The following is a 10607-nucleotide window of genomic DNA, read 5'->3' on the forward strand; positions in this document are numbered from 1 at the left end:
ATAGGAGACTTGCCAAGCGGGTCCAGTCCGCTGCCGAGCGGCTAACCGCGCCCTTATCAGCTTCCTGGCATTCAGGGCCCATTGACCAGCTTGAGGATGAGCTGCTGGATATTGCCGCCGTCACCCATTTCGATCTTGTCGAAGTCACGGCCGCGCTGGCGTTGTCTTTGGGAGATCTCGCCGAGCCGGCGGGTCAGCTCGATCCTGATCTTCTTGCAATCAGGATCATCGGCAACGGTCAGGCCAATGCTCGTCGCCTCGATTTCCTTGACCATCTCCTTAATGGTCTCACCATGCACCCGCTCATGGGCCTGCACACCCGATATGAAAGTCTCCCAACTGCTTTTCACGGCGGCCGGCAGCGCAGCAGATGGTTTCGGCAGCGTATAGGTGATGATGAGCTTCGGCCGGTTGGTCACGATAACGCAGGCATTTCCCTGCGGTTCGTATTTCCTGGTCCAGGTCAGCTTGAACGTCGTATGCGCGATTGCCCTGCCCGCACCGGCTTCGGGCCCTCGCGCGCCGATCGATTCATAGAGTTCAGCGCCCGTTTTGCCTGATATCGAATAAGGTCGAAGCTCTTCGACCGCCTGCCACTCGGCCAGCGCCATGGCCGGCACCGACGCGAAAACTGCCACCAGCACAACAGATAGAAAATGTCTCGTCACGCCAATCCCTGTCTATGATGTTCGCGCCGAACCTAATGGGGCCAAGCGGGGCATTCAACAAGGCTGAACGAGCCGACGTCGAAGAACGATCTGGCTAGCCCTGTAACTTCTTGACCTTGGTGAGATCCGGGAAGAGCCGCATCCACAGGAGCACGACGACGATCGTGCCGAGCCCGCCGACAAAGCCCGTAGCGACCGGCCCGAGGGCTGCCGCCATCATGCCAGATTCGAATTCGCCGAGCTGGTTGGAGGTGCCGATGAATAGCGAGTTGACGGCACTGACGCGGCCGCGCATCTCGTCCGGTGTCAGCAGCTGCACCAGCGAGCTGCGCACGACGACGCTTACCGTATCGGACGCGCCGACGACGAGCAGTGCCACGACGGAAAGCGCAATATTGGTCGAAAGCGAGAAGACGATGGTGGCGACGCCAAACACGGCGACGGCGGCAAGCATCTTGCGCCCGACATTGCTCTCGAGCGGCCGGCGGGCAAGCACGATCGACATGGCGAGCGCGCCGATCGCCGGCGCGGCGCGCAGCAGGCCGAGCCCCCATGGGCCGGCATGCAGGATATCGCGGGCAAACATCGGCAGCAGCGCGGTCGCGCCGCCGAGCAGCACCGCGAAGAGATCGAGCGAGATCGTGCCGAGCATCACCGGCCGGCTGCGGATGAAGGAGACGCCGGCAAAGACCGAGGCTAATGTCACCGGCTCGCGCCTGGCAGGGCTCCATTGCATCCGGATCGAGATGACGTTGAAGCTCGCAACGGCAAAAAGCAGCGCTGCTACAGCAAAGGGCGCGATGGGGTGGAGGCCATAAAGCAGGCCGCCGAGCGAGGGGCCGATGATCAGCGCCGTCTGCACCATCGAGGTCGAGGTTGCAACCGCCTTCTGCAGCATCGAGGCTGGCACGATGTTCGGCAGCAGCGCCGCCATGGTCGGGCGCTCGAAGGCGACGACGGCCCCAAGCACCGTGACGGCGGCGAGGATGCCGGCCGGCGTCAGCCATTGCTGCCAGGTAGCGATCGCCAGCACCAAGGCCGTCACCGCCTCGATCAACTGGCAAACAAGCCCGATACGCCGCCGGTCGAACCGGTCGGCGACATGACCGACGACGAAGGTCAGCACCGCCATCGGCAGGAACTGGCAAAAGCCGACGAGACCGAGCGCAAAGGCGCTGTTCGTCTGGTCGTAGATCATCCATCCCATGGCGATGCCAATCGACTGGAAGGAGAGCGAGGAAAAAACGCGGGAGGCAGCGAAGTTCAGATAGCCGGGGTGGCGAAGAACGCTCCCCGGTGCTTGGGATATGTCCATTGCGATGTCACCGGCCGGCTACGGTCGCGCCAGCAAGGAGTTTTTAAGAAGGTCGGAGCGGTGTTCTGCCCGAAAGGACGATTTGTCAATCGCAATGCGCAACAGCCGCCGGATTGTATTGGTCTCAGCTCGTCGGCATATCAATTATCAATGATCAGCTATATCTTATATCGATTTCCGATATGACGGCCGCATGCCCTAACCTCCTCTTGTCATAAACAAAGAGGCTCTCGATGACCTTCGATACAACAGCAAGCGCACTGACTGGACGTCAGCATGCAGCGCTTGAAACCTTCTACGGTGCCTTCACGCGCAAAAATCCCGATCTTCTCGACGAAGCCGTGACATCAGACTGGCAGGATATTCCGCTGGCACCGGGCCAGGGTCCGGGGCCAGCTGGACTGAAGCCGATCATCCTCGGCTTCATCGAATCCCTGCCGGATGTGGAAATCGTCGTCGACGAAGTGATCGGCTTCAACGACCGCGCCGGCGTTCGCGCCCGCATCCTCGGCACCCAGCGCGGCGCGCTTTTCGGCATTCCGGCGACGAACCGCCGGATCGAGATCGCGCTCCATGAATTCCACCGCTTCGAAGGCGACAGGATCTCCCATACCTGGCATCTCGAGGACTGGTTCGGCATGCTGCACCAGCTCGGCGCCTGGCCGCCGCAGACGGTGTCGTCCCTCCCTCCGGAGAGCGCGTGATGAAGGCCGCCCGCATCCATGCCTATGGCCCGATCGACGACATCCGGATCGAGGATGTGCCAGAGCCGGTACCCGGCCTTGACGAGGTGCTCATCCGCGTCGAGGCAGCCGCCCCCAATCCAATGGATAACAAGCTGCTTGCCGGATATCTGAAGGACTTCTTCCCCCTCGCCTTCCCTTATACGCTGGGGACCGATCTCGCCGGAACGGTGGTTGCAACCGGCCGGCTCGTCGCCACCGTCAGGCCGGGTGACAGGGTGATCGCGCGCACTGATGCGGCGAGCGGCGGCGCCTTTGCCGAACTGGCGGCCGTGCCTGCCCGACTGGTCGTTCCGGTTTCGGCCGATCTGCCGCTCGCAAGCCTCGCCGGCCTGCCGACGGCTGCAGCCAGCGCCTGGCAGGCGCTGTTCGAGGCCGCAGCGGTCCAGCCCGGTCAATCGGTGCTCATCCATGCCGGCGCCGGTGGCGTCGGCAGCTTCGCCGTTCAGCTCGCAAAGCGTGCCGGCGCGTATGTGACGGCGACTGCCTCTGCGGCCAATCTCGACCTCGTCCGCTCGCTTGGCGCCGACGAGGTGATCGACTATCGCAACCAGGATTTTACTGCCTTCGCTGGGGCCGTCGACCTGGTGATCGACACGGTCGGCGGCGAAACGCTGGAGCGCTCGCTCGGCATCATCCGCCCCGGCGGCAAGCTCGTCGGCCTCTCGGCACCGTTCGACACAGAAGGGCCGAAGGCGCGCGGCATTGATGCGCAGTTTCTCTTTCATGAGAGCGATGCCGGTCGCCTGGCCGCAGTGGCAGCACTTGCTGCAGATGGTCGTCTCCAAAGCGTCATCGGCCAGGAGTTCGCCCTTGCGGACACGGTCGGGGCCTTGCGGTCCCTTTCGAAGGGCGGCGCCCGCGGCAAGACCCTGGTGAGGCCCTAGAACAGGATGATTTTAGGCCTGTTCGGCCTAAAGTCTGAATCCTGTTCTCAATTAAAGAGTTAGAGCATGATGTCGTCCGAAAACCGCTCACACTTTTCGGCATCATGCTCTGAACGAGGCGGCTGATCCCAAAGGCGGGGTCAGCGCAATTCCTCGGACTGATCCTGTTTCGCGGCCGCGACGGAGCGGATCAGTTCGCGGAACCACTGCTGCCCGACATGGGAATCGTTGCGGCGATGCCATGACAGAGCAAAGGAGACCGGCAGCAGTTCGATCGGCGGCTTGTGGATCGACAGCCGGGCGCGGCTGTCCGAGACCTCGACGACGCCGCGCATCAGCGTGGCGACGAGATCGGTCTCGGCGACGATCGCCGGCGCCGCATACATTTGCGGCAGCGTCAGGCCGAGCCTGCGGCGCAGACCGAATTCCGAAAGCTTCCGGTCGACATGGCCATAACGATCGCCTTCCGGTGATACGAGCAGGTGGTCGAGACCGACGAAGGTTTCGAGATCAAGTCCCCTTGCCGCGGGATGATCGGCGCGGACGATCGAAACGAAACTCTCCTCGAAAAGCAGTCGGGAAAGGATGCGCGGCGACGAGGAGACCGGCACGCCGACCGCCGCATCCACCTCGCCGGCGTCGAGCATTTCCACCGCCCTTTCCCGGGCAACGAAACCCTTGACGTCGACGCTGATATTCGGCGCGGCCTGCCTGATAGCCGCCAGCAGCTTCGGCAGAAGCACGAAGGCTGGATGTTCGGAAAGACCAAGCCGGAACGAAGCCGATGACGACCGCGGGTCGAAGACACCACTGAAAGCCAGCGCCTCTTGCGCATGCCGCAGAGATTTTCCGATCGGCTCGGCCAGGTCGAGCGCCCGCGGCGTCGGCTCCAACCCACTCGGGCTGCGCACGAAGAGCTCATCCTCGAAGAGCTGCCGTAGCCTGGCAAGTGCTGCACTCATCGCCGGCTGGGTGCGGCCGATGCGGGCGCCGGCCCGGGTGACGCTGCGCTCCGCCATGATCGCGTCGAAGGCGACGAGGAGGTTGAGATCGACCGCTTGAAGGCTATTCATGATGTGGATGATCCCAGACGACGACTATCGACCGGCAGCATGTTGCAAACCATACTTGTATGCAAGCGCGTCGACGTTTAGCGCGGCTCCCGGGAGATGCTGAGATAGCCAGGATCGAATTCGGCGATTTCCTGCGGGCGTTCCCAATCGACGATGGTGATCGTCCGGTTCTCCCAGGTGAACACGCCCTCGCGCCTCAGCGCCTGCTCGACGAAATCGCCGGCGACATGCAGTGCGGTGATCTGGCGACTGCCATCGGCCGTCACCTTGTAGCGCGCCGCTCATCGTTCTGAGATGGCTTTCCTCTTCGGCCCACAAAACATCGCGGCTTCCAAGGTTGAGCAGCAGGGATTCAATCACAGACTTGCCCGCCAATAGTGCTGGAGCCCCTACCCATTTCGATGCGACCTGTATTTTCTATAAGAATCAATGCCTAGCCCCGGAACAATTTGTCTTGATCTGTGATTTCTCCCTGTGACCTGCAGGAAAGAACATGCCTCGCTACTATTTCGATCTGCACAATGAGGAAGGTCCCACGCGCGACGAGCACGGCACCGAGCTCAAATCTCGTGAAGACATTCCGAAAGAGCTGACCCGCATCCTGCTGGATGTGGCCCGCGACGAATTGCCGGCAGGTGATCGCATGACGATCGCCATTACCGTTCGCGACGAGAGCGGCGATCCGGTCACGGTTGCCAGCCTCGTCTTCAACAACGAATGGCTCGACGTCTTACGATAACGGCTGCGGTTTAAGGGCTGCTGCCGGTCACTCCTCGGTCGTCCCGGCGCCATCACGATCGAAAAGTTGAAAGTAGAATTTCGGCACGACATATCCCCGCTGGATGAGCCTAACGGTCCGGCGGACAACCTGTTCCGCCGGAACGGGTTTCAGTGTCGTGCGTACCGTCAGAAGGCGCCGGCTTCCGGAGAGGCCATCTCCTCGATACCGTCGACACGGTCGGGATAGAAAGCGAGATGGTCCTTGATGCTGCTGACCGCGGCATTCGGCGCCTCGTAGGTCCAGACGGCATTCTTCGAGCGTTCGCCACCCGGAATGATACTGTAATAGGAGGCGTCGCCCTTATAGGGGCAATGGCTGCTATGGTCGGTGCGCTGAAGCAGCGACATGTCGACATCCCTGCGCGGAATATACTGCACCGGCGGATAGGAGGCCTCGCACAGCGTCAGCGCATCGCGCGTATCGGCTATCGTCTTGCCGCCGAGCGTGACGACGACACGGGAGGGATTGTGCTCGACGGTGATCGGATGATCCGGCCCCGGAATCTTGATCGACTTATCTGACATCGGGTTCGTCTCCAGAAGCTATCGATCGCATAGAGATAGGGCGGGCATGCGGCCGGCCCAAGGGCTCGAACGCAGCTTTCCCTGAAACGCCGCGCCCTTAGAATTCGAAACGCGGCGATACCGGACCTAGCATCGCCGTTTTCGGCGCCGCCGGCCAGTGCCGTGCAAGCGCATCTGCAACTGTTTCAACCAGCCTGGCGATGTCATCGCCGGCGGAGGCGTGCAAGGCCTCGGCAACGATCAGCACCGAACGCGTCGTCTCCCGCACCGCCGAAAACCCGCTCTGCCGGTTCGTCCAGCGCCGCGCATGTGCCCTGCTCTCCGCGTCTGCGAAGATCACCTCGTTCGCCTCCGGACGCTCGATTTCGCCGCCAAAGGTCAGATAGGTCTCTTCACCTTTGGCTCGCCGGACTTCGAGATCGCCAACGATCTTTTCAGCATCGAAGACGGCGATCGGAATGGCAAAGGCGAGCGAAATCGCATTGCAGAGATCGATGAGCGGATGCAGACGCGGCAGCGCATGTTCCTGGCGGAAGCGGCGCAGCAGCGCCTCGGAAGCGCAGCGATATTGCGTCGGCTTCAGCCCCATGCGGGAAAAGCCGCGCCGCCAGGCCTGGATTTCGGGGAATTCGCTTTCCTGCGCTTTGGCCAGCCGGGCCTCGGCGATCGCGTTGAAGTCTGCGATCGCCGCCTCGACATCGGCATCCGCATGGATCCCTCCCGCATGCAGCGCACCGGCGCGAAGCTCCGCAAAGGCCTGCCATATGGCATCGGAATGGCTGAACTGCATGATCTATCTCCCCCTGGCTGGTTTCACTGTACGGTTCCCGGCAAAGGCAAGACCGAGCACGGCCGCAAGCACGCAGGCGATACCGGCGAACTGGTGGAGCCCGATCGTCTCGCCAAGGATGATGAAGGCAAGCATGACGGCGGAAACTGGCGCAACCGAGGTGAACAATGCGGCTTCCGTGCCGCTCACCCTTTCTGCCCCTAAATACCAGAGCAGAAATCCGCCGACGGTCGGCACTAGCGCATAATAGACGACGGCACCTGCAGCGCTTGCGGAAATACCCTGTGCGAAAGGCGCTTCGAAAATGGCCGGGATAGCGGCGACGATGAAACCGATGCCGGCCATCAGCGTCGACTGCGCAAGCGGCGCAATCTCCGTCTTCAGTCTTTTGTTGAGCAGGATGAACAATCCCTCGCAGACGACGGCGCAGAAGATCAACGCATTGCCGGCCAATGATCCGCCTGCCGCATCCGGCGTAAAGGCGATCGACAGCACGCCTGACGTCGCAAGCGCAACCGCGAGAAGCAGGGCACGCTGCGGCCGTTCGCGAAGCAGCAGGATAGCGATTGCGGCCGACACCACCGGCAGCGTGCCGATGATAACGCCGGCATCGGCCGCCGAGGTCAGGCTGAGGCCAGAGATCAGCAGCGTCGTATAACCGACGCTTCCGGCCCCGGCCTGGATGATGAGGATGAGGCGGTCATGTCGGGAAAACCTCGGCAGCCGCGCACCGGTCGCCCGCATCAACAGGAGTAAGACCGGAAAGGCGATGGCGAAGCGCAATGCGGTGGCGCTGAACGGCGGCAGATCCGACGCGATCAGCTTGCTTGCGATCACAGTGCTTCCGACCGTAAGCATCGCCAGCGCCAGATAGAGATAACCTTGAACCTGCCTCGACATTCAGCGTCTCCTGTTGGTTGCGCCGAGAAAACAGCAGGGATGGATCAGGGTCTTGAACGAAATTGCAGATGCAAAGCAGGCGCTCAGAGAAAGGCGCCGGCATAGAGGCGCGGCGACAGACCGTATTTGCGCACGAAGACCCGCGTCATGTGGCTCTGGTCGGCAAAGCCGCTGGCAAAGGCCGCTTCCGCAAGCGGCATGCCCTGAGCGATCAGCCGGCGGGCGATATGGATGCGAGCCTGGACGAGATAGGCATGCGGCGTCAATCCGGTCGCCTTGGCAAAACCGCGCAGTACCTGAAAGCGGCTGAGCCCGCTTTCCCTGGAGAGATCGGCGAGCGAGACGGCGGCAAGCGGATCGTCGTCAATCAGGTTTCGGGCCGCACGGATCGACTCCGGCACCAATGGCCGCTCTTCGGTAGCAAAGCGCTCGCGCATGACATCGGCGACGAGTTGCAGAAGCAGTTCCTCGCAGAGCAGCCCATCCGCCGCCCCGCCGCCGGTCACCGCGCCAAACAGCGTCTCGAAACGGGCGGCGATCGCCGCATTGCGGATGACGGGATGCGGGATTTCCGATCGCCCTGCCCCGTCTTCGCTGATCTTTCGCGACAAACCGGTGACGATGGTCGGATCGAAATAGAGGATGCGCCAGGATCGGCCCGCGCCGATCGGCGCGCCGTCATGCACTTCGTTCGGATTGACCGTGATGATGTCGCCGGCCTCAGCCTCCACCATGCCGCGACCGCTGAGCGACGACTGCGCACCGGCGGAAATCAAACCGATGCCGAACTGCTCGTGCGTATGGCGCGCAAAGCTGTGATGCGTTTCCGCCTCCACCGCTTCGACGCCAGCCAGCGCCGAGCGCAACATCCTGAATTGGTTTTTCGCCATTGTCTGCCCGCGTCCGATCGCCGGCCACTCTGCCAGCCGCCGTGAGATGACGCAATCGTGGCGGCTAGGATGCATGCCTAGAAGAACTCGTCGAGCAGCTGATAATAATCGAGTCTCGCCGGATCCGTGGCCGGCATGCCGTACCGATTAAGGAAGGGCTGCATCAGCGCCTCGCCGAAATTATAGGCGATGCTGCGGCAGGCGAGCGCGATATCCTGATAGCGGTCGGCGACGCCGAGACGGCTGCAGTCTATATAGCCCGAAAACCCGTCTTCGGAGACGACGAAATTCGGCAGGCAGGCGTCGCCATGGGTGACGACGAGATCCTCGCGGCCAGGCCTCCCGCTTTCGAGTTCGGCAAAAAGGGCCTCGGCACTCTTTCCAAGCCGCATCTCATCAAAATCGGTCTCGTCGATGATACCGGCCTGCATCCGTGCTTTCGCCGCCGCAATACGCACCTCCAGCCGGTGATCAAAGGGGCAGGATGCGATCGGTAGGCGATGCAGATCGAGGAGTGCCACAGCCAGCAGTTCGACCCGCGCAAGCGGCGTCAGCACCGATGCGCTGGCGAGATCACTCCCGGACAGCGCGCTAATCAGCAGCCGGTTGTGCACACCGTCGCTGTCCTCTGCGATGATATCGGGACATGGCAGACCGGAAGCCTTGAGCCAATGAAGCCTGGCTGCTTCGTCGGCGAGTTCGCCAAAAGGACCGGCCTGTTCGACCTTCAGATAAAGCGCCGGCAATCCGAGAGCTTCCAGCCGGAAGACACTTGCGGCGGAGCGGCCGAGCGCATCGCGTTCGAACCAATAACCCTCAAGACGGGCATCAAGCACGCCCGCTGACAGTGGTTGATCCTCTTGGAAAATCGACATGATATCTAGGCCATTGATGCTGGCGCATTATCCCGACATAAGGGGACAGCGCAAGCCGCGCAACCGGTCAGGACACACTGGCAGACCGAACGGGCTTCCGCGACCTCAATGAACGGTTTCGGCGGGCGCGGCTTCAAGAAGGATTTCGAAAGCCTCTTCCAGAGCCGCCACCAGAATATCGGTCAGCTCGTCGCCTTTGTTTTCCAGGAACAGCGCGCTCACGGCTTCATCCTGACGCTCAAAAAAACGCTCGATCTCGTTCGACATATCATCTGTCCTCTTCTTCACCGGAATCATCACGGCCATCAGGAGATGGTTAGGTGCGGTTCCTTGCGCGTGGCTTGTAGCGAAGCTCACCGATGCTCCGCGTCGCCGTTTGGATAGTGATAACGCGCCCACTCACTTTTCGGGATTACATTCCCGACACCAAATTCAAACGATACAATCTTCGTAGCGTTGTCATTCACTTCGCAACTGAACGCCAATTGGTGCAATTTCTGACCGTCATAGAACGCGCTTCCCTTAAGCGCGAGGAAATTGCCATTCCGGAGCTCGTATTGAGGCACCTCAATAATATTGGGATCATATGCCGCAGACGAATGAAGGAGCTGTTCTCTAAGCTCGCTCCAGCAAAGCTGACCACCCCTTGTTTGGCGCGGCAAGTTATTCATCGCCGTCTTGACCGTAGGGTCTGAGACAAAGTCGTCGGTAAATAGCGTCTTCGCTTTCGTGAGCTTATTTGATTCCTTAGCCGCTGCGTCCGGTGGCATTGGGGAGGTTGCCGTCGAATTCGTTGACGGATTTGCCTCGAAATTCGTCTTTGCCTCATCGTGTCCTGTGGCTGCCGGCCCGTTCTTTTCCGGATTGGCCTCAGCAGTCTCTACCTCGGGAAGTTCGATATCCTGCGGCAGCGGATTCGCGGCAGGCATAGTCTCCGGAACCTCCGGCTTTTGGAGTTGCGGCGATTCGACAGGCGGCATTTCTTCGGGTTTTGGCTCAACGATCGGCGGTTTTGGTGCTTCTGCCTGCTGCGGTATACCCCGCTCACTTTGTTCCGGCGCTGAATCCTTCTCGGCAAATTCGAAGACCGGGCGGGCGACACGTTGTGGCTGTGGAGCGACGGGCGCTTCGGGCAGCTTCGCAGCGTTTGGAGGCGGAGGC

13 protein-coding genes and 1 pseudogene are annotated in these 10607 nt (G+C 61.4%); 3 read left to right on the plus strand and 11 right to left on the minus strand.

Annotated elements, in window-relative coordinates:
• Positions 1-71 precede the first annotated feature (71 nt).
• Together HFO99_RS29440 and HFO99_RS29445 are read right to left on the minus strand one after the other, a co-directional pair.
• Positions 72-668 (minus strand): DUF922 domain-containing Zn-dependent protease, encoded by a 597-nt coding sequence (locus HFO99_RS29440; RefSeq protein WP_222365193.1) that lies wholly within the window; start codon positions 666-668, stop codon positions 72-74.
• A 94-nt stretch (positions 669-762) separates the two neighbouring features.
• The gene (locus HFO99_RS29445; protein ID WP_222365195.1) at positions 763-1983 is read right to left on the minus strand and encodes an MFS transporter; all 1221 of its coding nucleotides are present in this window, start codon (positions 1981-1983) and stop codon (positions 763-765) included.
• A gap of 233 nt (positions 1984-2216) precedes the next feature.
• Between HFO99_RS29445 and HFO99_RS29450 the strand changes: the two genes are divergently transcribed.
• Positions 2217-2687: an ester cyclase gene (locus HFO99_RS29450; RefSeq protein WP_222365197.1), complete on the plus strand. Its 471-nt coding sequence runs from the start codon at positions 2217-2219 to the stop codon at positions 2685-2687.
• Positions 2687-3613 (plus strand): NADP-dependent oxidoreductase, encoded by a 927-nt coding sequence (locus tag HFO99_RS29455; protein WP_222365198.1) that lies wholly within the window; start codon positions 2687-2689, stop codon positions 3611-3613. Before HFO99_RS29450 ends, HFO99_RS29455 begins: the two co-directional genes overlap by 1 nt.
• 140 nt (positions 3614-3753) lie before the next feature.
• Here the strand turns inward: HFO99_RS29455 and HFO99_RS29460 are convergent, their stop codons facing one another.
• Both HFO99_RS29460 and HFO99_RS29465 read right to left on the minus strand, forming a co-directional pair.
• Positions 3754-4686: a LysR family transcriptional regulator gene (locus HFO99_RS29460; protein ID WP_222365200.1), complete on the minus strand. Its 933-nt coding sequence runs from the start codon at positions 4684-4686 to the stop codon at positions 3754-3756.
• Between the two features lie 77 nt (positions 4687-4763).
• Positions 4764-5046 (minus strand): annotated as a pseudogene (locus tag HFO99_RS29465) (hypothetical protein).
• Between the two features lie 133 nt (positions 5047-5179).
• Between HFO99_RS29465 and HFO99_RS29470 the strand changes: the two are divergent.
• Positions 5180-5425 carry a DUF6894 family protein gene (locus tag HFO99_RS29470; protein WP_222303079.1) on the plus strand — a complete coding sequence of 82 codons (246 nt, stop codon included), beginning with the start codon at positions 5180-5182 and terminating at the stop codon, positions 5423-5425.
• Between the two features lie 167 nt (positions 5426-5592).
• Here the strand turns inward: HFO99_RS29470 and HFO99_RS29475 are convergent, their stop codons facing one another.
• The 7 genes from HFO99_RS29475 to HFO99_RS29505 form a co-directional block, all read right to left on the minus strand.
• Complete coding sequence (locus HFO99_RS29475) at positions 5593-5991, minus strand: DUF427 domain-containing protein (RefSeq protein ID WP_011652877.1); 399 nt, start codon at positions 5989-5991, stop codon at positions 5593-5595.
• A 97-nt stretch (positions 5992-6088) separates the two neighbouring features.
• Positions 6089-6781: a B3/4 domain-containing protein gene (locus tag HFO99_RS29480; protein WP_222365202.1), complete on the minus strand. Its 693-nt coding sequence runs from the start codon at positions 6779-6781 to the stop codon at positions 6089-6091.
• A gap of 3 nt (positions 6782-6784) precedes the next feature.
• Entirely contained in the window at positions 6785-7681 is an 897-nt protein-coding gene (locus HFO99_RS29485; RefSeq protein ID WP_222365204.1) for a DMT family transporter, read from the minus strand.
• An 83-nt stretch (positions 7682-7764) separates the two neighbouring features.
• Positions 7765-8571 carry a helix-turn-helix transcriptional regulator gene (locus tag HFO99_RS29490; RefSeq protein WP_222365206.1) on the minus strand — a complete coding sequence of 269 codons (807 nt, stop codon included), beginning with the start codon at positions 8569-8571 and terminating at the stop codon, positions 7765-7767.
• Between the two features lie 77 nt (positions 8572-8648).
• Positions 8649-9446, minus strand: coding sequence for an APH(3') family aminoglycoside O-phosphotransferase (locus HFO99_RS29495; RefSeq protein ID WP_222365207.1), 798 nt, complete (start codon positions 9444-9446; stop codon positions 8649-8651).
• A gap of 105 nt (positions 9447-9551) precedes the next feature.
• Positions 9552-9803: a hypothetical protein gene (locus HFO99_RS29500; protein WP_155755772.1), complete on the minus strand. Its 252-nt coding sequence runs from the start codon at positions 9801-9803 to the stop codon at positions 9552-9554.
• Positions 9800-10607: DUF930 domain-containing protein (locus HFO99_RS29505; protein ID WP_222365209.1), on the minus strand; the 808-nt coding region annotated here is incomplete at its 5' end. The genes HFO99_RS29500 and HFO99_RS29505, both read right to left, overlap by 4 nt.

The sequence above is a fragment of the Rhizobium leguminosarum genome (assembly GCF_019798305.1).
Lineage (GTDB): Bacteria > Pseudomonadota > Alphaproteobacteria > Rhizobiales > Rhizobiaceae > Rhizobium > Rhizobium leguminosarum_U.